This window comes from Leucobacter luti (genome assembly GCF_050310065.1).
Taxonomy (GTDB): Bacteria; Actinomycetota; Actinomycetes; order Actinomycetales; family Microbacteriaceae; genus Leucobacter; species Leucobacter luti_B.
On record NZ_CP190007.1, the window covers coordinates 609,109 to 628,896 of the forward strand.

At 70.3% G+C, this 19,788-nt stretch carries 18 protein-coding genes; 11 read left to right on the forward strand and 7 right to left on the reverse strand.

Annotated elements, in window-relative coordinates:
* Positions 1 to 20 precede the first annotated feature (20 nt).
* From ACOPJ3_RS02775 to ACOPJ3_RS02785, 3 genes are read left to right on the forward strand one after another with little or no spacing between them, the layout of a single operon-like run.
* Complete coding sequence (locus ACOPJ3_RS02775) at positions 21 to 380, forward strand: GntR family transcriptional regulator (RefSeq protein ID WP_427870309.1); 360 nt, start codon at positions 21 to 23, stop codon at positions 378 to 380.
* Positions 377 to 1,324, forward strand: coding sequence for an ABC transporter ATP-binding protein (locus tag ACOPJ3_RS02780; protein ID WP_427870310.1), 948 nt, complete (start codon positions 377 to 379; stop codon positions 1,322 to 1,324). Before ACOPJ3_RS02775 ends, ACOPJ3_RS02780 begins: the two co-directional genes overlap by 4 nt.
* Positions 1,321 to 2,031, forward strand: coding sequence for a hypothetical protein (locus tag ACOPJ3_RS02785; protein ID WP_427870311.1), 711 nt, complete (start codon positions 1,321 to 1,323; stop codon positions 2,029 to 2,031). Before ACOPJ3_RS02780 ends, ACOPJ3_RS02785 begins: the two co-directional genes overlap by 4 nt.
* Positions 2,032 to 2,041: 10 nt before the next feature.
* Here the strand turns inward: ACOPJ3_RS02785 and ACOPJ3_RS02790 are convergent, their stop codons facing one another.
* Entirely contained in the window at positions 2,042 to 3,448 is a 1,407-nt protein-coding gene (locus ACOPJ3_RS02790) for a dicarboxylate/amino acid:cation symporter (RefSeq protein WP_427870312.1), read from the reverse strand.
* Between the two features lie 149 nt (positions 3,449 to 3,597).
* Between ACOPJ3_RS02790 and ACOPJ3_RS02795 the strand changes: the two genes are divergently transcribed.
* The gene (locus ACOPJ3_RS02795; RefSeq protein WP_427870313.1) at positions 3,598 to 4,086 is read left to right on the forward strand and encodes a YajQ family cyclic di-GMP-binding protein; all 489 of its coding nucleotides are present in this window, start codon (positions 3,598 to 3,600) and stop codon (positions 4,084 to 4,086) included.
* A gap of 64 nt (positions 4,087 to 4,150) precedes the next feature.
* The gene (locus ACOPJ3_RS02800) at positions 4,151 to 4,885 is read left to right on the forward strand and encodes a hypothetical protein (protein WP_427870314.1); all 735 of its coding nucleotides are present in this window, start codon (positions 4,151 to 4,153) and stop codon (positions 4,883 to 4,885) included.
* Between the two features lie 643 nt (positions 4,886 to 5,528).
* On the opposite strand, the gene ACOPJ3_RS02805 is transcribed toward ACOPJ3_RS02800, so the two are convergent.
* The 5 genes from ACOPJ3_RS02805 to ACOPJ3_RS02825 all read right to left on the reverse strand — a co-directional run bounded on the left by ACOPJ3_RS02805 (position 5,529) and on the right by ACOPJ3_RS02825 (position 11,986).
* Positions 5,529 to 6,644, reverse strand: coding sequence for a peptidase C39 family protein (locus ACOPJ3_RS02805; RefSeq protein WP_427870315.1), 1,116 nt, complete (start codon positions 6,642 to 6,644; stop codon positions 5,529 to 5,531).
* Positions 6,641 to 8,374 carry an ATP-binding cassette domain-containing protein gene (locus tag ACOPJ3_RS02810; protein WP_427870316.1) on the reverse strand — a complete coding sequence of 578 codons (1,734 nt, stop codon included), beginning with the start codon at positions 8,372 to 8,374 and terminating at the stop codon, positions 6,641 to 6,643. The genes ACOPJ3_RS02805 and ACOPJ3_RS02810 overlap by 4 nt, the downstream gene beginning before the upstream one ends.
* Entirely contained in the window at positions 8,371 to 9,234 is an 864-nt protein-coding gene (locus ACOPJ3_RS02815) for an ABC transporter permease (protein WP_427870317.1), read from the reverse strand. Before ACOPJ3_RS02815 ends, ACOPJ3_RS02810 begins: the two co-directional genes overlap by 4 nt.
* Positions 9,231 to 10,256 (reverse strand): ABC transporter permease, encoded by a 1,026-nt coding sequence (locus tag ACOPJ3_RS02820; RefSeq protein ID WP_427870318.1) that lies wholly within the window; start codon positions 10,254 to 10,256, stop codon positions 9,231 to 9,233. The genes ACOPJ3_RS02815 and ACOPJ3_RS02820 overlap by 4 nt, the downstream gene beginning before the upstream one ends.
* A 95-nt stretch (positions 10,257 to 10,351) precedes the next feature.
* Positions 10,352 to 11,986 (reverse strand): ABC transporter substrate-binding protein, encoded by a 1,635-nt coding sequence (locus ACOPJ3_RS02825; protein WP_427870319.1) that lies wholly within the window; start codon positions 11,984 to 11,986, stop codon positions 10,352 to 10,354.
* A 644-nt stretch (positions 11,987 to 12,630) separates the two neighbouring features.
* Between ACOPJ3_RS02825 and ACOPJ3_RS02830 the strand changes: the two genes are divergently transcribed.
* The 6 genes from ACOPJ3_RS02830 (at position 12,631) to ACOPJ3_RS02855 (ending at position 18,529) form a co-directional block, all read left to right on the forward strand.
* A complete protein-coding gene (locus tag ACOPJ3_RS02830; RefSeq protein ID WP_427870320.1) occupies positions 12,631 to 13,044 on the forward strand; it encodes a DUF3151 domain-containing protein in 414 nt (137 codons plus the stop codon).
* 84 nt (positions 13,045 to 13,128) lie between these two features.
* Complete coding sequence (locus ACOPJ3_RS02835; protein WP_427870321.1) at positions 13,129 to 14,415, forward strand: adenylosuccinate synthase; 1,287 nt, start codon at positions 13,129 to 13,131, stop codon at positions 14,413 to 14,415.
* Between the two features lie 59 nt (positions 14,416 to 14,474).
* Positions 14,475 to 14,786, forward strand: coding sequence for a chorismate mutase (locus tag ACOPJ3_RS02840; RefSeq protein WP_427870322.1), 312 nt, complete (start codon positions 14,475 to 14,477; stop codon positions 14,784 to 14,786).
* A 57-nt stretch (positions 14,787 to 14,843) separates the two neighbouring features.
* A complete protein-coding gene (locus ACOPJ3_RS02845) occupies positions 14,844 to 15,914 on the forward strand; it encodes an Rv2578c family radical SAM protein (RefSeq protein WP_427870323.1) in 1,071 nt (356 codons plus the stop codon).
* A 224-nt stretch (positions 15,915 to 16,138) separates the two neighbouring features.
* Positions 16,139 to 18,019, forward strand: a complete 1,881-nt coding sequence (locus ACOPJ3_RS02850; RefSeq protein ID WP_427871162.1) for a heavy metal translocating P-type ATPase — start codon at positions 16,139 to 16,141, stop codon at positions 18,017 to 18,019.
* Positions 18,020 to 18,148: 129 nt separating this feature from the next.
* Positions 18,149 to 18,529, forward strand: a complete 381-nt coding sequence (locus tag ACOPJ3_RS02855) for a hypothetical protein (RefSeq protein ID WP_427870324.1) — start codon at positions 18,149 to 18,151, stop codon at positions 18,527 to 18,529.
* A 163-nt stretch (positions 18,530 to 18,692) separates the two neighbouring features.
* Here ACOPJ3_RS02855 and ACOPJ3_RS02860 read toward each other — a convergent pair whose 3' ends face one another.
* A complete protein-coding gene (locus ACOPJ3_RS02860; protein WP_427870325.1) occupies positions 18,693 to 19,658 on the reverse strand; it encodes a 3-methyladenine DNA glycosylase in 966 nt (321 codons plus the stop codon).
* Positions 19,659 to 19,788: the final 130 nt, after the last annotated feature.

Genomic DNA, 19,788 nt, shown 5'->3' on the forward strand with positions numbered 1-19,788 from the left:
ACTAACGAACGGAGGTGACCATGTTCGACGACTCGCGCCCGATCTTCCAGCAGCTGGCGGAGCGCATCGAGGCGGACATCCTGCGCGGGGTGTACGCGGAGGACGAGCAGGTGCCGTCCACCAACGAACTCGCCGGTTTCATGCGCATCAACCCCGCGACGGCGGGCAAGGCGCTGAACCTCCTGGTCGACCGGGGCGTGATCTTCAAGCGCCGCGGCATCGGCATGTTCGTCTCACCGGGGGCACGCGCCCTCATTGCCACCGAACGGCAGGAGGGATTCCGCGAGCACTTCGTCGCCCCCCTCCTTGCCGAGGCCGACACCCTCGGCCTCACGACCCAAGACGTCATCCGACTCATCGAGAAGGAATCAGAGAAATGAACGCAACAGCAATCGAGACGCGTGGACTCACGCGCAGGTACCGGGGTGGGGCCGCTCTCGACGACGTCACCCTCACGATCGAGGAGGGCATCATCACCGGTCTCCTCGGCCGCAACGGCGCGGGGAAGACGACGCTCATGTCGCTCATCACTGCGCAGGATCGCCCGACCTCGGGCCAGGTGCTCGTCGGGGGCAAGCCCCCGTTCGAGCGGGCCGAGGCGATCGAGTCCATGTGCTTCATCCGAGACAACCAGCGCTACCCGGACGACTACCGCCTGAAGCACGCGGTGCGCGCCGCGAGCTTCAGCTACCCGAACTGGTCGCAGGAACTCGCAGACCGGCTCGTGAAACTGTTCCGGATCCCGGATCGCACGCCGGTGACGAAGTTCTCACGCGGCCAGCAGTCGGCGCTCGGGATCGTGCTCGGGCTGGCCTCCCGCTCGCCCATCACGTTCTTCGACGAGCCGTACCTCGGGCTCGACGCGACGGCCCGCGGCATCTTCTACGACGAGCTGCTCGCCGACTACGCGGCGCACCCGCGCACCATCGTCCTGTCGACGCACCTCATCGACGAGATGGATCGCCTGCTCGAGCGCGTGATCGTGCTCGACAAGGGCCGGGTCGTGAAGCACGCCGACGTCGACGAGCTGCGCGGCGGAGCCTTCCAGATTGCCGGCAAGGCGAGCGCGATCGAGGCGTTCCTCCCGGGGCGCGAGGTGCTCGCCCGCCGCACGATCGGCGGGCTCGGCACCGCCGTCATCGAGGGGGCCCTCACCGCGGAGGACCGTTCCGCCGCCGATGCGGCCGGGCTCGAGCTCAGCGCCGTCTCCCTGCAGGATCTCGTCGCCGCCTACGGGCTCGACCCGGAAGAGGCCGACTCCGGATCCGGATCCGACACCAGCTCACCATCACCCCGCCGCACCCATGAGAGGAGTGCATCATGAACCGCATCCTGAAGGTGACGAGGCTTCACCTGAACAAGGGGGTCACGTTCCTCATGACCCCGCTCATGATCCTCGCGGTCGTCTTCGTCGTGTCGATCATCATCTCGCTCGCGCTGCAGCGCACGGGGGTCGACCCCACCTCGGCCGAGTACATCCAGGGGGCGCGCTTCAACTCGGCGGTCGTGTGGTCGCTGCCCGGCTTCCTCGTCTACTACGGGGTGCAGGGCGTCGCGACGACGTACCCGTTCGGGCTCGCGCTCGGGGCGACGAGGCGCAACTTTATCCTCGGCACCCTGGTCGCGAACGCGATCCAGGCCGCGTACATCGCGCTGCTGCTGCTCGCGCTGCTCGGGCTCGAGCTGCTGACCAACCACTGGTTCGCGTCGATCTACGTGCTCGACGTGTACGCGCTCGGCGCCGGCAACGGGCTCGTCCTGGTGGCCTCGGCGTTCGTAGCGGTGCTGCTGTGCCTCACGATCGGCGGATTCTTCGGCGCGATCTGGGTGCGCTTCGGGGCGAAGGGGCCGGCGATCGCCGGCCTCGCCCTCGGCCTCGTGATCGCGGTGCTCGTGCTCGTGTTCGCGCCGCAGCTCGGCGAGATCTTCGCCGCGATCACCCGCCCCGCGATTGCGGGGGTGTCGCTCGCGGTACTCGTCCTCGCGATGCTCGGCACCTGGCTCGCGATGCGCAGGGCCGCCGTCCGCTAGGCCCGGGCGGTTATGCCCGGGCGGGCTCTCGCGTCTGCTCGGGCTCCGTGTCGGTGTTGTCGAAGGCGAGACCCTTGCGCGGCGCGTTGTAGAGCTCGAGGTCCAGGATCCCCTCGCGCTTCGCCACGATCGCCGGAACCAGGGCCTGACCGGCCACGTTCACCGCGGTGCGGCCCATGTCGATGATCGGATCGACCGCGAGCAGCAGGCCGACGCCCTCGAGCGGCAGGCCCAGCGTCGACAGCGTGAGCGTGAGCATCACGGTGGCGCCCGTCGTGCCGGCGGTCGCGGCAGAACCCACGACCGACACGAGCACGATCAGCAGGTACTGCACGAGCGTCAGCTCAATCCCGAAGAACTGCGCGATGAAGATCGCGGCCACCGCGGGGTAGATCGCGGCGCAGCCGTCCATCTTGGTCGTCGCGCCGAGCGGCACGGCGAACGAGGCGTAGCCGCGCGGCACGCCCAGGTTGCGCTCGGTCACGCGCTCGGTGAGCGGCAGCGTGCCGATCGACGAGCGGCTCACGAAGCCGAGCTGCACGGCGGGCCAGACGCCCGAGAAGTACTGCCGGATCGACAGGCCGTGCGTCTTCACGAGCACGGGGTAGACGACGAAGAGCACGATCGCGAGGCCGAGGTAGAGCACCGCGACGAACCAGGTCAGCGACCCCATCTTGTCCCAGCCGTACTCGGCGACGGCGTTGCCGATGAGGCCGATCGTGCCGAGCGGCGCGAGGCGGATGATCCACCACAGCACCTTCTGGATGATCGCGAGCGCCGACTCGGTGAGTCGGATGAAGGGCTCGGCCTTCTCGCCGATCTTGAGGGCGGCGATCCCGACCGCGGCGGAGATCACGATGACCTGCAGTACGTTGAAGCCGGGTGCCACCGTGAGCGCGCCGGTCTCGGCGTCGAGGCTGCCGCTCGCGTTCAGGCCGAGGAAGTTCTGCGGCACGAGCCCCGTGAGGAAGTTCCACCAGGTCCCGACGGTGTACGGATCCGCCGTCTCGAGCTCCGTCTGCGACGCCGCGGCGCCCGGCCGCAGAATCACGCCGAGCGCGATCCCGATCGTCACGGCGATGAGCGCCGTGATCGCGAACCACAGGAGCGTCTGCCCGGCGAGCCGCGCGGCGTTCGTGACGCGGCGCAGCCCGACGATGCTCGACACGACCGCGGTGAAGATGAGGGGCACGACCGCGGCGCGCAGCAGCGAGACGTAGCTCGACCCGATCGTGTCGAGCGTGGCGTGCAGCCCGTTCGGATTGCCCTCCGCATCGGCCCCGATGGTGCGCGCGACCCCGCCGAGCACGAGCCCGAGCACGAGGCCGGCGAGGATCTGCCAGCCAAACGAGGTGAGCCAGCCGGGCAGGCGGCGCTTCGGGGGAGCGGTGTCGGTCAGTTCGATCGGGGCGGTCACGGGGATCCTTCCTGTTGCCACACGGGCCCGGGTGTGGGCCGCCCGAGAGCCTATCAAACTATTCGGCCCCGTTATGCGAGACATTAAGTTGCGTTACTTCTGGTCCCGGGATCGATGCCCGCCCGCCCCGTTCCGGGTAGGCTGGTTGCATGGCTGATTCTTCGTTTGACGTGGTGAGCAAGATCGACTCGATGGAGGTCGAGAATGCGGTGAACCAGGCGCGCAAGGAGGTCGAGCAGCGCTACGACTTCAAGGGCGTTGGCGCCGACGTCTCCCTCTCGGGCGAGACGATCCTGATCAAGGCGAACACCGAGGAGCGCGTGAACGCGGTGCTCGACGTGCTGCAGTCGAAGTTCATCAAGCGCGGGCTGTCGCTCAAGGCGCTCGAGAGCGGCGAGCCGTTCCCGAGTGGCAAGGAGTACCGGATCGAGTCGAAGCTCAAGGAGGGCATCGACCAGGCCACGGCGAAGAAGCTCAACAAGCTCATCCGCGACGAGGGCCCGAAGAGCGTGAAGTCGCAGATCCAGGGCGACGAGCTGCGCGTCTCCTCGAAGAGCCGCGACGACCTGCAGGCCGCGATCGCGCTGCTCAAGGGGGCCGACGTCGACGTCGCGCTCCAATTCGTGAACTTCCGCTAGACGGTCGCTTCGCGGGGAAGGCCTCGCATCCGGGCCAGAGACGGGCGCTGCAGTGATGGATCGAATGACGTCTCGCGGGCGGGCGGCGTCCGCAGTGATGCTCCTGGCCGGGGTCGCGATCGCGGCGATGGGCTGCAGTTCGGCGGTGCCGACGGTGGACGAGCCCTCTGCGGGCGGCGAGTCCCACGACACGGAACTTGTTGACGTTACGCCGAAGGGCAACCGGCTCGTGTTCGGGGATCCAGAGATGGCGGTCGACTACCCGAGCCACTGGCACGCGGCGCCCACCGGCGAGGCGGAGCGACGCCCGGGCGTCACCGAGTTGACGCTGCTCGACGAATCCGACGCCCCGCAGCTGCAGCTCAACCGCGGCGGACTGCAGGGCCTCGGCGGGGCCTGCGCCCCTGATCTCCCGCTTATGCAGGTCAGCGAGCTCGACACGACGCCGGCGAAGGCCCCCGGCTTCGAGGCGGGTGCCGCGGCGGGCGGGGAGGCGCTGACGGGACTCCAATTCGTGTACCGGATCGGGGAGTTCGACGGCGGCGTCGTGACGAGCATGGCCCTGACCAACCAGCCGGTCGCGGACTCCTGCATGTTCTACAACCTCATCAGCGGCGCCGACGGCCTCATGGCGTTCGCCGACTCCGTTCAGGTGGATACCCATTCCAAGCAGGGCTTCTTCGCGAGCCGCGCCCAGGCCGAGGCGTATATGCAGACGCCGGAATACAAGACCAAGAAGCTCGTGCTCCTCTCGCTCTCCTTTGACCCGAGCGCCGCGGCCGAGGAACCCACTGACTAGCCCGCGATCACTGCGGGGTAGCGCGCTGCGGGGGCGTCGGCCGCGGGGTGCGCGCCCGCGCCCGCGCCCGCTCCCGCGCCCGCGCCCTCGCCCGCGCCCGCATCCCTCGAGTCGGCCGCAAGGCCCCATTCCCGCGGTCGAGTCGGCCGTAAGGCCCCTTTCGCGGGGGTGATTGGGGCCTTTCGGCCGACTCAGCGCGAGGTGAGCATTGGGTACGGGGGCGCGGAGCGCGATCTGGGTCCGGATCCGGGGCCGCGCACGTGTGCGTGCGGGGTGCACCCGCGCCCGTAACCCTCGAGTGGGCCGTAAGGCCCCATTCCCGCGGTGGAGTGGGCCGTAAGGCCCCTTTCGCGCGGGTGATTGGGGCCTTCCGGCCGACTCGGCGCTGGGCAGAACTTGGGGGCGGCGGTGTGGGCCTGGATCCGGACCCGAGTCCGGATCCGGGCGCTCGCGTGCGCAGGGTGCGGGGTGCACCCGCGACCCTCGAGTGGGCCGTAAGGCCCCATTCCCGCGGTCGAGTGGGCCGTAAGGCCCCTTTCGCGCGGGTGATTGGGGCCTTACGGCCGACTCGGCGCCGCACCCCGCACCCCGCGACCCGCGCCCCGAGCCCCGCGCCCGCCCCTCCGCGCGAACCGCCCGAGCCCTACCCCCGCGGGACCACCACGACGCCGCGGTACTCGGGGTCGCCCCAGCGCGTGATGAGGTCGATGCCAGCGAGCGGGATCGGAAGCGCGCTCGTGTCGACCCAGGTCTCGCCGTGCTCGGACTCCACCCACGGGTCGGAGACGATCACGGAATCCCCGATCACGTCGTGCGCGAGGATCCAGTGCGGGGTGGGGTCCGCGATGAGGGGCTCGAGGGTGATGAGGAGGAACACGTCGTTCCCGTCGGCCACGAGGTCCCGGATCTCCGCGGCCTCGATCCAGCGCCGCTCGATCGGGAGGCCGAGCTCGGCGGCCTGCCGCAGGCTGTCGCGCTGCAGCTGGGTGCGGAGGCGCAGCTCGCCCGCGTCCTTCTCGAACCACTCGAGCAGCACCAGGTCGGGGGCGCTCAGCACGACGCGGGGCTGGGTGCGCGCGGCGCCCGTGCGCGTGATCTCGCGCGCGGTCGCGACCGCGAGGCCGACGGGCTCGCACGCCGGGAAGTTCGTCGCCGTCCGCCAGAACGCGATCTCGCGCGCCTGATTCTCGTCGCCATCAGCGTCGAAGCGCGCGGCGCCCGCCCCGGCGCTCTCGAACATCATGAGCGCGGTCACGGCGCCGCAGGTCACGTCGGTCGTCTGCCCGTAGTACGGCGCGGTGCTTCGCGGCCCCTCGCCCAGCCACTTCGACCACCCGCGCACCCCGGCGGGTTCGCCCTGCCTGGTGCTCTCAACCGACGGCACGGGGTCAGGATCCCGCGTGAAGCCGAGCGCCTCGAGCGCGGCCTCGCGCTCGGCGTCGAGGGGTGCGAGCGCCGGGTGCTCCTCGAAGCGGATCACGATGGGCTCCGGGTGCTCGGCGTCGACGTAGCCGCGGTCGGCGGCCGCCGCAGCGACGGCGGCGCGGAACGCCCCCGCATCGGGGGAAACCACGTCGACGATCTTGCGGTACGCCGTGTGCGGGCGGCTCGCGGTGAGGGCGGTCGCGCCGCCCGCGGTGATCGTGCGCGGGGTCCAGACGGCCCGCTCGATCTCCCACAGCGCGGCCCGCTCGGGCGCGAGCCCATCGGGGGTTTCGGCGCCGGGCGCCGCCTCGAACTCGGGGATCTCGCTGGTCATCGCTGCTGCTCCTTGTCGCTTGCGGTGGTCCTCGGCGCGGGATCGGCCCCGCCCCGACGGATGCTGTCGTGCTCGGCCGCGGCCACGAGCATCTGGGTGTAGGGGTGCTGCGGCGCGTAGAGCACCTCGGCGGTCGTGCCGGCCTCCACGATCTCGCCCTTCTGCAGCACGATCGCGCGGCTCGCGACGCGCGCGACGACGCCGAGGTCGTGCGTGATGAAGAGCATCGCGAGGCCGAGCTCCTCCTTCAGCCGCGCGAGCAGGGCCAGGATCTGGGCCTGCACGGAGACGTCGAGCGCCGAGACGCTCTCGTCGCAGATGAGGAGCTGCGGCCGCGGGGCGAGCGCGCGGGCGATCGCGACGCGCTGGCGCTGGCCGCCCGAGAGCTGCGAGGGCCGCCGCGAGGCGAGCGCGGGGTCGAGCTCGACGAGGCGGAGGAGGTCTGTGACCGTGTCGGGCCAGCCGGATCCGGAGCCGGGGCCGGATCCGGATCCGCGGCCTGACCGGATGTCGCGCCCCGCCGCGCGGAGCGCCTCGGCGAGCGACTGCTCGATCGTGAACGACGGGTTGAGCGTCGAGTACGGATCCTGGAACACGATCTGCATCTCGCCCGGCTTCCGCCCGGGGCGTCCGGGGGAGAGCACGCGGCCGGAGAGTTCGACGGTGCCCGCGTCCGGCACGTCGAGGCCGGCGATGCAGCGTGCGAAGGTCGACTTGCCGGATCCCGACTCGCCCACGATCGCGACGATCTCGCCCGACGCGACGTCGACCGAGGCGTCGGAGAGGGCGCGCACGGCGCCGAAGCTCTTCGAGATGCCGCGCGCGGAGAGCACGGCGGCGGATCCCGAAACCCCTGATCCGGCAACCCCGGATCCGGCGCCAACGCCCTCGCGGGCCGCCGCCTCCGGCCGGTCGGCGATCGTCGGGTTCGCCTCGAGCAGCGCCCGCGTGTACGCGTGCTGGGGCGCCGCGAGCACCTGCTCGGCCGGCCCGCGTTCTACGACCTCGCCCGTGCGCATGACGAGCAGGTCGTCGGCGCGGCCGGCGACGACGCCGAGGTCGTGGCTGATCAGGATGAGGCTCATGCGGTGCTTCGCGAGGAGCTCGCGCAGCAGGTCGAGCACGCCGCCCTGGTTGCTCGCGTCGAGCGCCGTGGTCGGCTCGTCGGCGATGAGGAGGCGTGGCTCGGCCGCGAGCGCCGCGGCGATGGCGACGCGCTGGCGCATGCCGCCCGAGAGCTCCGACGGGTAGCGGCGCGCGGTCTCGGCGGGGAGGCGCACTTCCTCGAGCCGGCGCGCGACCTCGGGCGCGACCTCGGCGCGGCTCGGCGTGCGTCCCGTCTCCGCGCGCACGCGGGCCCGGATCGTCGCCGCGATCTGGTCCCCGCACCTGATCACGGGGCTCAGGCTCGTGAAGGGATCCTGCAGCAGGAGCACGGCCCGGCGGCCGCGGATCCCGGCCCACATCGCGTCGTCCCGGCTCGCGAGCGAGTAGCGGTGGCCGTCGATCTCGGCCTCGCCCGTCGCGCTCGTGCCGCGCGGGAGGAGGCCCGTGAGCGCCCGGGCGGTCATCGACTTGCCGGATCCGGACTCCCCGATGATCGCGAGCGTGCGGCCGGGCCGCACCTCGAGGTCGAGCGGCTCGACGATCGTGCCGGCCGGCCCCTCGACGGAGAGCCCGATCGCGGCGACGCCCTCGCGGGTCGCGGCGGCTTCGGTCTTCGCGTTCACTGGATCCCCCGTTCGCGCAGGCGCTCACCGAGGTGGTCGCCGAGCAGATTGATGGCCATCGTCACGATCACGATGAGGATCGCGGGCACGAGCAGCATGGCCGGGTTGTCGGCCATGACGCTGCGGCCGTCCGCGATCTGTCGGCCCCAGTCGGGGGTGCCCGGCGCGACGCCGATCCCGAGGAACGACAGCGACGACAGCGTCACGAGCGCGATCCCGAGGTTGAGCATGACGTTCGTGAGGATGAGCGGCCAGACGTTCGGCACGATGTGGCGGTACATGATCCGGAGCGGCGAAAGCGAGAGCATCTGCGCGGCCTCGACGTAGGGGCGCGGGGCCTGCTCGGTGACGCCGGCGCGCACGATCCTGATGTCCGAGGGGCAGAACAGCACGATGAGCATCGCGACCGTGACCCAGTAGCCCGCCCCGAAAATGCCGGCGACGACGATCGCGACGAGCATCACGGGCAGCGAGAGGAGTACGTCGACGATTCGCCCGATCACGCCGTCGGTGATGCCGCCGAAATAGCCGGCGAGCGTGCCGAAGATCACGGCGAGCACCATGGAACCGACCGCGATGACGGCGGGGCCCGCGACCGCGGATCCGGTGCCCGCGAGCGTGAGCAGCAGGATGTCGCGGCCGAGCTCGTCCGTGCCGAGCAGGTGGCCGGGGCTACCCGGGGGGAGCAGTGCGTCGAGGATGCTCTGCTCGCTGGCCGGGCCGACGAGGAACGGCGAGGCGAGGGCGAGGAGGGCCACGATCCCGAGCAGGATCGCGCACGCCGCGACGAGCCAATCGGGGCGCCTCCGCGCGGGCTTCAGCGAGATCGCGCGGGTTCTGGGGAGGGCCGGTGCGGTCATCGGTTCAGCTCCTTCGTGCGGACGCGGGGGTCGAGCAGGAGGTAGCTCAGGTCGACGAGGATCGTGATCACCGCGATCACCGCGGCGATCAGCATCGTAAGGGCCTGCACGAGCGGGAAGTCCTTGAAGAGCACCGCCTCCTGCAGCAGCGAGCCGATGCCGGGGAGCGCGAACACCGTCTCCACGATGATCGTGCCGCCCACGATAAAGGTCAGGATCAGGCCCGCACCCGTGACGATCGGGATCGCGGCCCCGCGCAGCGCGATCGTGCGCACCTCACGCTCCGAGAGCCCGCGGGCCCGCGCGAAGGTGATCGCGTCGCTCTGCAGCTCCCGCAGCACGGCGGCGCGGGTCATGCGCATGAGGATCGCGCCGATGCCCGCCGCGAGCGCGACCGCGGGAAGCGTGAGGTGCCAGAGCGCGTCGAGCGGGCCGTCGCCGCCGCCGTACGCGGGGAAGAGCGGGATCAGCATCGAGAACAGGTAGAGGAGCAGGATCGCGAGCGCGAACGACGGCGCCGAGAGCCCGAGCAGGGAGAGGGCGCTGCCGATCCGGTCCGTCGCGCGGCCCTCGCGGGCGGCGCTCACGATCCCGAGCGGGATCGCGGTCACGAGCGCGACGAGGAACGACAGCGCGATCAGGGCGATCGTGCTCGGCAGGCGCGAGGCGATGACGTCGCCAACGGGCTGCTGCAGGCGGATCGACTCGCCGAAGTCGCCCGTGAGCGCGCCGCCGAGCCAGTCGATGTAGCGCACGAAGAACGGGTCGTCGAGGTGGTACTCGGCGCGGATCGCCGCGATCGCCTCGGGGGAGGTCGGCCGGTTGCCGAGCAGGTTCTTCACGATGTCGCCCGGCGCGAGATACAGGAGCGAGAAGGTGACGAACGAGATGATGAGGAGGATCACGAGCACGCCCGCGATGCGCAGCGCGACGGTCCTCCCCAGGTTCTTTCCCATGCGGGAGCCGGTCTTGCCCGGTGGGCCGTCTGGTGTCGCGACGGTGGCGATCTCGACCGCGGTCATCTCGGTCCTCCTTTGGATCGGGGTGGTGCCTCGCGGCCGGGGCCGGATCCTGATGCGGATCCGGTCCCGGCGCGGGAGCACGGTACTGCCGGTGCCTACTCGGCGGCGTAGAGCTGGGTGCCCCAGGAGCCGAGGAAGGTGTACGGGCTGAAGTCGTGCACGCCGATCCCGGGCCCGAGGTACGTGATCGTCTGGCCCCACCACAGCGGCGCGGTGTGGGTCTCGGCGGCGTTCAGCTGCTCGAGCTCGAGCAGGATGTCGGCGCGCTCCTCCGGATCCGTCGCGGCGCCGGCGTCGGCGATGAGCTTCTGCGCATCCTGGTCGTCGAAGTGGCTGTCGTTCCCTGCTCCGAGCAGGTAGCCGTTCACCTCGGCGGGATCGCCGGTCGTCGAGAAGTACCACATGAAGCCGAGGCCGTGCTCGCCGTCGCCGATGGTCGCGAGCCACTCCTCGATCGGCACCTCGCGCACCTTGAGCGTGATCCCGACCTTCTTCAGGTTCTCGGCGAGCGACTGCGCCGCGGTGCCGAGCTGGGGGCCCGTGTTCGGGTAGGTGATCTCGGTCGTGAAGCCCTTCTCGGCCTCCGTGCCCTTCAGGAGTTCCTTCGCCTTGTCGAGGTCGAAGTCGTGCTGCGGCACCTCGGAGAGGAACTTGCGTGCGGCGTCGGCGTCGTAAGCCTGGCTGAGCGACTCGGGCGTCATGATCGACTCGGCGACCTCGCCGTATCCGCGCAGCAGCTTGTCGACGATCGCGTCGCGGTCGACCGCGCTCGCGATCGCGGCGCGCACGTTCGGGTCATCGAACGGGGCGACCTCGTGGTCGAAGATGAGGCCGGCGTAGGAGAGGTCGTTGACGGCCTCGACGCGGCCGTCCTTGATCTTTTCCCACTGCTGCGCCTGCTTGATCGGCACGTTGAACGCGACGTCGATGTCGCCCTTCTGGGCGGCGAGGAGGCGGGTGTTCTCGTCGGAGATGAAGTCGACGCGGATCTCCTTCACCTTGGGGGCCTCGCCCCACCAGGTGTCGACGCGCTCGAGGGTGACGTGCGAATCGGGCTGGAACTCGGTGACCTGGTACGGGCCGGTGCCCATGAGCAGGGCCTGGCTCGTGCCGACCTTGCCGCCCTGCGCCTCCCAGAACGCCTTCTGCGTGACGACGAGCGCGCCCACGTTCGAGAGCGTCGTGAGGAAGGCGGCGTCGGGCGCCGTCGTCTTGATCGTGACCTGCTTGTCGCCCGTGACCTCGGCGCTCGCGAGGGACTGCAGGTAGAAGGAGGTGCCGGGCGATGCCGTCGGATCCTTCGCCTGCTCGAGGCTGAAGACGACGTCCTCGGGCGTGACGGGGTCGCCGTTCTGGAACTTCGCGTCGTCGCGCAGCGTGAAGACGTAGGTCGTGGGATCGGGGGTTTCCCACTCGCTCGCGAGGGCAGGGACGAACTTGCCGTCGGCGTCGATGCCGACGAGCCCCTCCTGCACGTTGCCCGCGAGGTAGTAGTTCAGGATCCCGGACTCCTGGCCGATGTAGAGATTGGCGAGGGAACCGGGGAAGGCGACGGTGACCTGCTCGATCTCCTTGCCGCTGTCCTTGAGTTCGGGCTTCGGGGCGGCAGCGCCGCCGGCGCCTCCTGCGCCCCCGGTGCAGGCGCTGAGCACCAGCGCGGCGGCGGCCGCGAGCGCGGCGACGAGCGCGCGGCGCGGGCGGCTTGGGCGGCTTGGGTTGGCGGACTTCATTCTGCGCTCCTTTGCAGCGGAAGATTTTTCCCAGGTGATGACTCAGATTAGCCGCCGGATCAGGAATTGACTTCCCCGTCATCGTCATATTTCGCATTATTCACGCTTATGACTTTCGCGTTTGACTTTACAAACACTTACCAATCGGGCGGTTGGCTGATGGGAGCGATTATCGCCGCTTATTTATTTGGAATCAATTTGGGGGTGGTGGGTGGGTGTGTTGGGGTGTTGGGGTGTTGGGGTGTTGGGGTGTTGGGGTGTTGGGGGTGTTGGGTGTTGCGCGGGGGCCGAGTCGGCCGTAAGGCCCCATTCCCGCGGTCGAGTCGGCCGTAAGGCCCCTTTCGCGCCGCTGATTGGGGCCTTCCGGCCGACTCGGCGCAGGGTGCAGGATGCGCGGAACCTGACTCGCGCTTGCGCTTGCGTTCGCACGCGCACTCTCGAGTTGCAACCTCAGCAACCCGAGCAACCCGAGTAACCCTCGCGCTCTCCCCAGGCCCCCCCCGAGTCGGCCGTAAGGCCCCATTCCCGCGGCCGAGTGGGCCGTAAGGCCCCTTTCGCGCCGCTGATCGGGGCCTTCCGGCCGACTCGGCGCCGCCGGCGCCGCGCCCGGGCGCGCACAACCCCACCCTCGCTACACTGACCCCATGATCGGAGAGAACCTGCTCGGCCCCGAACCCACCCTGCTCGCCGCGGATCCCGTGGTGGACGCCGCGCTCGCCGCGGGGCGGGATCCCGAGGCGATCGTGCGCGAGCACCCGGAGTCGCCCGCAGCGTGGGCCGCCCTCGCCGACGCCGCGCACGGCGACGGCCGCGACATTGAGGCCTACGCCTTTGCGCGCGTCGGCTATCACCGCGGGCTCGACTCGCTGCGCAAGTCCGGGTGGCGCGGCGCCGGCCCCGTGCCCTGGTCACACGAGCCGAACCGCGGCGTGCTGCGCGCGCTCTTTGCGCTCCGCCGCTCGGCCGCGCGCATCGGGGAGGAGGGCGAGGTCGTGCGCCTCACCGAGTTCCTGGAGGGCGCGGATCCCGAGGTGATCCCGCTGCTTGAGGCCGAATAGGCCCCGCAAACCCCGCTCCGGGCAGGGAGAATCGCGGCCGGGTAGACTGGCTCGGTATCTGCCTAGGCAAAGGAAGGGGCTGAAATGCCCGCAGTGCTCATCACCGGTGCCCAGTGGGGCGACGAGGGGAAGGGGCGAGCGACCGACCTGCTCGGCAGCCGCGTCGACTACGTCGTCAAGTTCAACGGCGGCAACAACGCAGGCCACACGGTCGTCGTCGGCGACGAGAAGTATGCGCTTCACCTGCTCCCGTCAGGGATCCTGACGCCAGGCGTCACCCCAGTCATCTCGAACGGCGTCGTCGTCGACCTCGAGGTGCTGCGCGGCGAGCTCGAGGCGCTGGGCGGCCGCGGCGTCGATGTTTCTCGCCTCAAGGTGAGCGCGAATGCCCACGTCATCACGGCGTATCACCGCACGCTCGACAAGGTGACCGAGCGCTTCCTCGGCAAGCGTCAGATCGGCACGACGGGCCGCGGCATCGGCCCCGCCTACGCCGACAAGATCAATCGGGTCGGGATCCGGATCCAGGACATTTTTGACGAAGGCATCCTGCGTCAGAAGGTCGAGGCGGCCCTCGAGTTTAAGAACCAGGTCCTGGTCAAGATCTATAACCGCCGCGCGATCTCGGCCGACGAGATTGTCGATGACCTCCTGTCGTACCGCGAGATGCTGGAGCCGATGGTGTGCGACACCGGGCTGCTCCTGCACGAGGCGATGGAGGCCGACAAGACGGTGCTCTTCGAGGCGGGCCAGGCGACGATGCTCGACATCGACCACGGCACCTACCCGTTCGTGACCTCGTCGAACGCGACCGCGGGTGGCGCGAGCACCGGATCCGGCCTCCCTCCGCACGCGATCGACCGCGTGATCTCGGTGATCAAGGCCTACACGACGCGCGTCGGCGCCGGCCCGTTCCCCACGGAGCTCTTCGATGAGTCGGGCGAATACCTGCGTAAGCAGGGCTTCGAGTTCGGCACCACGACGGGGCGACCCCGCCGCTGCGGCTGGTACGACGCGCCGATCGCGCGCTACGCCGCGCGGATCAACGGCGTCACGGACTTCGTGCTGACGAAGCTCGACGTGCTGTCCGGGCTCGACCGGATCCCGGTCTGCGTCGCCTACGATGTGAACGGCGTGCGCCACGACGAGGTGCCCGTGAACCAGAGCGACTTCCACCATGCGAAGCCGATCTACGAGGAGTTTCCGGGCTGGTCAGAGGATATTTCGGGCGCCCGTCGCTTCGAGGACCTGCCGAAGAACGCGCAGGACTACATCCTCGCGCTCGAGGCCATGAGCGGATCCCGGATCTCGGCGATCGGCGTCGGCCCGGAGCGCGAGCAGGTCGTCGTGCGCCACGATCTGCTTGACTGAACAGGTGAATTGATCCCGGCGCCCGCGTGCGGGACGCGACTTCAGAGAGGGTGGGGCCCGTGACCGAGCAGGATCCGCGCCAGCGCCTCGAGCGGCTGCGCTCGAGCATCGACAACATCGACGCGGCGCTCGTCCACATGCTTGCCGAGCGCTTCCGCTGCACGCAGGAGGTCGGGCAGCTGAAGGCCGAGAACGAGATGCCGGCGTCGGATCCGTCGCGGGAGACGCGCCAGATCGCCCGGCTGCGGAGCCTCGCTGAGGACGCGCACCTGGATCCCGAGTTCGCCGAGAAGTGGTTTAACTTCGTGGTCGCTGAGGTGATTCAGCACCACACGGCCGCCGCGTCCGAGAAGGCCGCGCGGGGCGAGTAGTCAACTCCCAGCCGACACATCTTGTGATCCATTCGAACATATGTTCGAATAGTCCGCATGAGATGGAGCGGACAATCGGTCACCCCCGGCGCCCCGAAGCAGGCGTCGGCGGCCGGATCGCGCGACGCCGCCCTGCCCGGGCTCTCGCTTGCGGAGGTGGCGGCGGTGCCCGGGCACTTGCGCACGGTTCGCGCGCCGGAGTTCGCTGGCCTCGTCTTTCATGAGGTGCTCGCGAAGAGCGCGCTGAATCGCGTTCCCGGTGCCTCGTCGATGCCGTTCTCCTGGACCATTAACCCGTATCGCGGCTGTGCGCACGCCTGTGTGTACTGCTTCGCCAGGGGCTCGCACCGCTATCTCGACTTCGACACTGGCCGTGACTTCGACACGCAGATCGTGGTGAAGGTGAACGTCGCCGAGGTGCTCGGGCGGGAGCTCGCGAGGCCGGGCTGGGCCGGGCAGGCCGTGGCGCTCGGCACGAATACCGACCCGTATCAGCGCGCCGAGGGGCGGTATCGCCTCATGCCCGGGATCATCGCCGCGCTCGCGCGGAGCCGCACGCCGATGTCGGTGCTGACGAAGGGCACGCTGCTGCGCCGGGATCTGCCGGTGCTTGCCGAGGCGGCGCGCTCGGCCCCGGTTGACCTGGCGATGTCGATCGCGGTGGGGGACCCGGAGCTGCAGAAGTCGATCGAGCCCGGCGTTCCTTCGACGCGGGCGCGGCTCGACACGATCGCCGCCGCGCGGGAGGCGGGGTTCGCGCCGCAGGTGTTTCTCATGCCGGTGCTGCCGTTCTTGTCGGACGGGGCGGCGGAGCTCGACAGGTTGCTGCGTGAGATCAGGGAGGCTGGGGCCGAGTCGGTGATGTACGGGCCGCTGCACCTGCGCTCGCATGTCAAGCCGTGGTTCTTCGAGTGGCTCGGGCGTGAGCACCCGGAGCTGGTCTCGAAGTACCGCGCGCTCTACCCGGGCGCCGCGAGTCGGGCAACGAAAGAGTACCGCCAGGCGCTTGCCGCCCGGATACGTCCGATGATCAGGCGTTATGGACTGGAGTGGCGGAGTGCTCGGGTCGTTGCGCCTGCCGCCGCGGGAGAGGGGGTGCCGGGGGTCCCAGAGCCGACACTTTTCTAGAGCCGTGCAAGGCTAGCCTGGCCTGCGATGCGCGCGAACAGGTATTTAGAGACAATGCGAGTGTGAAGACTCTGCGTTCTGCTCTACGAAACTACCCGGTCGTGGCCGCGACGCTCGTGGTTGGGCTCGTCGGACTGGTGCTGCTCGCGACCCCGGCCCGTGCAATCGCGCCTTGGCTCGTTGGCGGCTATGCGCTCCTCGTCGCCGGCTGGCAGGCCGTGCAGATGGTGCGCGAGTTGCTGCGCGGGCACGCGGGACTCGACATCCTCGCGGTCACGGCGATCATCGCCGCGGTGCTGGTGGGGGAGCCCTGGGCCGCGCTCGTCGTGGTGCTCATGCTCACGGGCGGCGAAGCGCTCGAGGACTACGCCGAGAATCGCTCGAAGCGGGAACTCACCGCGCTCCTTAACCGGGCGCCGCAACACGCGACTCGCGTGGTGGGGGTCGCGGCAGGGGCGGGCGTCAGCCTGGGCGGTCTCGACGCGGGTGGTCACGGCGAGGGCATCGGAGTGGGCGGTCTCGACGCGGGCGGCCACGGCGAGGGCATCGGCGGTGCGGACATCGGCGGTGCGGACATCGGCGGTGCGGGCGTCGGCGGTACGGGCGATTCAGGCGCCGAGCAGCGCACCGAGCGGATCGACGTGCAGGAGGTGCGCGTCGGCGACGTGCTGCTGGTGCGCCCGGGCGAGCTCGTGCCGGTCGACGGGCTGCTGCTCGAGGAGTCGGCGATGTTCGACGAGTCGTCGCTCACGGGCGAGAGCCTGCCGGTGGAGAAGGCGCCGGGCGAGCGCGTCGCCTCGGGCATTGTGAACGGGACGACGGCGGTGTTCATCCGGGCGACCGCGGTCGCGGCCGACAGCGAGTACCAGCAGATCGTGCGGCTCGTTCGCGAGGCGCAGGGGAGTCGCGCCCGCACGGTCAGGCTCGCCGACCGCTACGCGGTGCCGTTCACGATCCTGTCGCTCGGAATCGCGGCGACGGCCTGGATCGTGAGCGGAGATCCGGTGCGCTTCGCCGAGGTGCTCGTCGTGGCGACGCCGTGCCCGCTGCTCATCGCGGCGCCCGTCGCGTTCCTCGGCGGTATGAGCCGCGCCGCGAAGGCGGGGCTCATTGTGAAGGGCGGCGGCACGCTCGAGCAGCTCGCGCGTGTGCGCTCGGCGGCGTTCGACAAGACGGGCACGCTCACGACGGGGCGGCCGAAGCCGCGCCGCGTGGAGGTCGCGGAGGGCTTCAGCGAGGAGCGGGTGCTGCAGCTCGCGGCGTCTGCCGAGGTGTTCTCGTCGCACGTGCTCGCGGGGGCCGTGGTCGCGGCGGCGCGCGAACGCGGCGTGCCCGTGCTGCCCGTGGAGTCCGCCGAGGAGTTCGCGACGAACGGCGTCGAGGCGCGCACCGCCGAGGGGCTCGTACGGGTCGGCAAGCCAAGCTGGATCGAGGGTTTCGCCGCCGGGCTCGAGCGGCCGAATCTGGAGGCCGGCGAACTCGCGATCTTCGTCTCGCTCGACGACCGCTTCGCTGGCGCGATCGTGATGCGCGATCGGCTCCGCGAGGAGGCGCCCGCGGCGCTCGATGAGCTGCGCGAGCTCGGGGTCGAGCGCATGATTATGGTCACGGGCGACGTCGCCGCGACCGCGAACGTCGTCGCGGGGCGGCTCGGGATCGAGGAGGTGCACGCCGAGTGCCAGCCGGCCGACAAGGTCGCGATCGTCGCGAAGGTGGAGCCCCGGCCGCTCCTCATGGCGGGCGACGGACTCAACGACGCCCCCGTGCTCGCGGCCGCCGACGTGGGCTTCGCGATGGGCGCGCGCGGTTCGACCGCGGCGAGCGAGTCCGCCGACGTCGTGAACCGTTTCGACAGCATCTCGGGAGCCGCAGAGGCCGTGCGGATCGGCCGCGACACCGTGCGCATCGCGCTGCAGAGCATCTGGGCGGGCATCATCATCAGCGTCGGCCTCATGATCGTCGCGGCCCTCGGCTTCCTCCCCGCGCTCGCGGGCGCCTGGATGCAGGAGCTCGTCGACCTCGTCGCGATCCTGTGGGCGCTCCGCGCGGTGAAGGGCTCCGGCCCGGCGCGGCGCGCGGCGCGCGCGATTCCCAGCGGGCACTGAGTGCGGCACGCCGAGGCGCCTGCCTATGATGGACGAGCTAGTGCCGTGGTTTGTATGCAGTTCAGTTGATTCAGGCCGGGTCCGCGGCAGCTTCGTCTCCGGGTTTCTCGGCCAGGGAGACGCACGCCGATGCCGAAAACGCTGTTACTCGTGATCCTGTACGTCATGATCGCTGGCCCGCTCGCGGGAACCGCGGTCATGTTTGCGGTGACGGCGAAGGTGGGCGTCGCGACCGTCCTGATCGTCAACCTGTTGCTCGCGAGCGTCGTGATGATCCTCGCAGCGACTCGACACCCCCGCTGGCTCGGGGGACAGGCCGCTGACGAGAGCGGTCGCGTTTCGGTGAGCCAGCGCGTGGCGAACGTGCTCTGGATCCTGATGATCACCGCGGCGGTCGTCGCCACCGTGGTCACCGGCGACACCTACTGGGCCGTGTGCGCGACGGGAGCGGTGATCGGCTTGCTGATCGGCCGTGGATTCCGGGCGCGGCAGAAACCGGCCCCGTTGTAGCCCCTTGGTCTGGTCCACCAGGCGTGCAGCGGAACGACGCCGCGTTCCTCCTGCGCCCGCCTCGAATTCTGCATCCAGCTGGGCTGTCTGCCCAAAATCTTGAAGTTGAGTGCTGATCTCTTGCTGGGCGCTGCAGGCTCCCGCGGATCGCGTGCGCCACGCCTCACGCGGAACACGCCTCCTGAGGCGACGCCACTCCCGTCAGGGCAGCGCGCGCCCCCGCGATCGCCTCGAGCACCCGCTCGCGGAGCGCGTTGCCGCGGGCCGCGAAGCCGCGCTGCAGGTCTGCGTACTCGCGCCTGCCCGGGGCGGTCTCGATCGGGATCGGCACGAGCTCGGCGCCGTCGGCCCCGAAGTAGCCGCGCACGTCGTAGGGGGAGGCCCGCATGTCGACCTCGCGGATGTCGCGGGCGAGCACGAAGGCGTCGAGCAGCACCTCGCCCGGCACGATGGGGCCGAGCTTCGCGGCCCACTTGTAGACGTCCATGCCGGCGTGGAGGCAGCCCGCCTGCTCGAGCTCCGGCTGGGTCTCCCGGCTCGGCTGCAGGGTGTTGAGCGGCGCGGCCTCCGGAGTGAAGAAGCGGAAGGCGTCGAAGTGGGTGCACGAGATGCGCTGGCTCGCGACGACGCGATCCGTCGCCTCGTGCCCGATCCGGAGCGGGAGCTGCGCGTGCCGCAGCTGCTCCGGCGTCATGCGGTAGACCATGGCCCACTCGTGCAGGCCGAAGCAGCCGTAGCGGGGCGTGCGTTCGAGCGTCGCGCGCAGGAGGTTCTCGACGTAGTCAACCGTTCCGCCGCGCCTCGCAAAGTAGGCGACCGGATCGACCTCGGCCGCGCACGGCTCAGCCGCGCCCTCCACGGCACCCCCACCGGAGCCGCGATAGAACTTCCAAGCCGCGCGCTCGGCCCCGGCGCCCGCAAGCGCGACCCCGGCTCCCGGGTGCCACCTGGCCAGCTCGTTCGGTTTGACCGAGTAGTACGTCCAGAGGAAGTCCTCCACCGGGTGTTTCTCGCCGCGGAGCCGCCTGGCCCGGTGCCCTGCAGTGAGGGCGTCGGCCCGGTCCCGGTGCGCCGATTCGCGGGCGCGCCACTCGGCCGCGCCGAGCGTCAGGGAGCGTGTTTCGGCCACCCACCGAGTGTACCGCCGCCCCGATGCGTGGCCCACGAAGCATTCGCGAATTGACTACCGGCATTCCGATCCGATAGGTTACGGCTGTCGTGCGCGTCTGGGGAGTCGCGCACGTCGCGTGACCGGGTCC

What these genes read in the sequence shown, in the direction of transcription:
- ACOPJ3_RS02775 (WP_427870309.1), top strand. Translation starts at nt 21, where the DNA reads ATGTTCGACGACTCGCGCCCGATCTTCCAGCAGCTGGCGGAGCGCATC.
- ACOPJ3_RS02780 (WP_427870310.1), top strand. Translation starts at nt 377, where the DNA reads ATGAACGCAACAGCAATCGAGACGCGTGGACTCACGCGCAGGTACCGG.
- ACOPJ3_RS02785 (WP_427870311.1), top strand. Translation starts at nt 1,321, where the DNA reads ATGAACCGCATCCTGAAGGTGACGAGGCTTCACCTGAACAAGGGGGTC.
- ACOPJ3_RS02795 (WP_427870313.1), top strand. Translation starts at nt 3,598, where the DNA reads ATGGCTGATTCTTCGTTTGACGTGGTGAGCAAGATCGACTCGATGGAG.
- ACOPJ3_RS02800 (WP_427870314.1), top strand. Translation starts at nt 4,151, where the DNA reads ATGACGTCTCGCGGGCGGGCGGCGTCCGCAGTGATGCTCCTGGCCGGG.
- ACOPJ3_RS02805 (WP_427870315.1), bottom strand. Translation starts at nt 6,644, where the DNA reads ATGACCAGCGAGATCCCCGAGTTCGAGGCGGCGCCCGGCGCCGAAACC.
- ACOPJ3_RS02815 (WP_427870317.1), bottom strand. Translation starts at nt 9,234, where the DNA reads ATGACCGCACCGGCCCTCCCCAGAACCCGCGCGATCTCGCTGAAGCCC.
- ACOPJ3_RS02820 (WP_427870318.1), bottom strand. Translation starts at nt 10,256, where the DNA reads ATGACCGCGGTCGAGATCGCCACCGTCGCGACACCAGACGGCCCACCG.
- ACOPJ3_RS02825 (WP_427870319.1), bottom strand. Translation starts at nt 11,986, where the DNA reads ATGAAGTCCGCCAACCCAAGCCGCCCAAGCCGCCCGCGCCGCGCGCTC.
- ACOPJ3_RS02830 (WP_427870320.1), top strand. Translation starts at nt 12,631, where the DNA reads ATGATCGGAGAGAACCTGCTCGGCCCCGAACCCACCCTGCTCGCCGCG.
- ACOPJ3_RS02835 (WP_427870321.1), top strand. Translation starts at nt 13,129, where the DNA reads ATGCCCGCAGTGCTCATCACCGGTGCCCAGTGGGGCGACGAGGGGAAG.
- ACOPJ3_RS02845 (WP_427870323.1), top strand. Translation starts at nt 14,844, where the DNA reads ATGAGATGGAGCGGACAATCGGTCACCCCCGGCGCCCCGAAGCAGGCG.
- ACOPJ3_RS02850 (WP_427871162.1), top strand. Translation starts at nt 16,139, where the DNA reads ATGGTGCGCGAGTTGCTGCGCGGGCACGCGGGACTCGACATCCTCGCG.
- ACOPJ3_RS02855 (WP_427870324.1), top strand. Translation starts at nt 18,149, where the DNA reads ATGCCGAAAACGCTGTTACTCGTGATCCTGTACGTCATGATCGCTGGC.